Origin of the sequence: Chryseobacterium sp. 'Rf worker isolate 10' (assembly GCF_050753305.1) — a bacterium.
In the GTDB taxonomy this organism is placed as follows: domain Bacteria; phylum Bacteroidota; class Bacteroidia; order Flavobacteriales; family Weeksellaceae; genus Chryseobacterium.
Genome location: NZ_JBOZOF010000023.1, coordinates 1 through 277, shown reverse-complemented (window position 1 = coordinate 277; position 277 = coordinate 1). Strand labels below are relative to the sequence as shown.

Genomic DNA, 277 nt, shown 5'->3' with positions numbered 1-277 from the left:
CACCGGGATGACGGTCAACGTGAGCTCGAGAGGCACGTTGTAGGCGGTCTGCCGGGGGAACTCAGGCTTGCCCTTCTTGGCCGCGCGCTTGTCGCTGTCGCGGAAGATGACCAGGAACATGAGGGCCCACATGATGATGCCGATGATCCAGGCGACAACCCAGGTCCACACCCAGAAGTTGCCCATGGACTGGGCCTCCGGGGTGATTCCGTCGGGCCATCCCATGCGCAGGGCATGGAAGAAACCGTTGTCGGGGGGTGCGACATCGCAGCCGACC

1 protein-coding gene is annotated in these 277 nt (G+C 63.9%); it reads right to left on the bottom strand.

Going from position 1 to position 277, the window contains the following annotated elements; all coding sequences use genetic code 11:
• The coding region (locus LKL37_RS23035) for a hypothetical protein (protein WP_431612578.1) at positions 1-277 on the bottom strand (277 nt) is incomplete at both ends.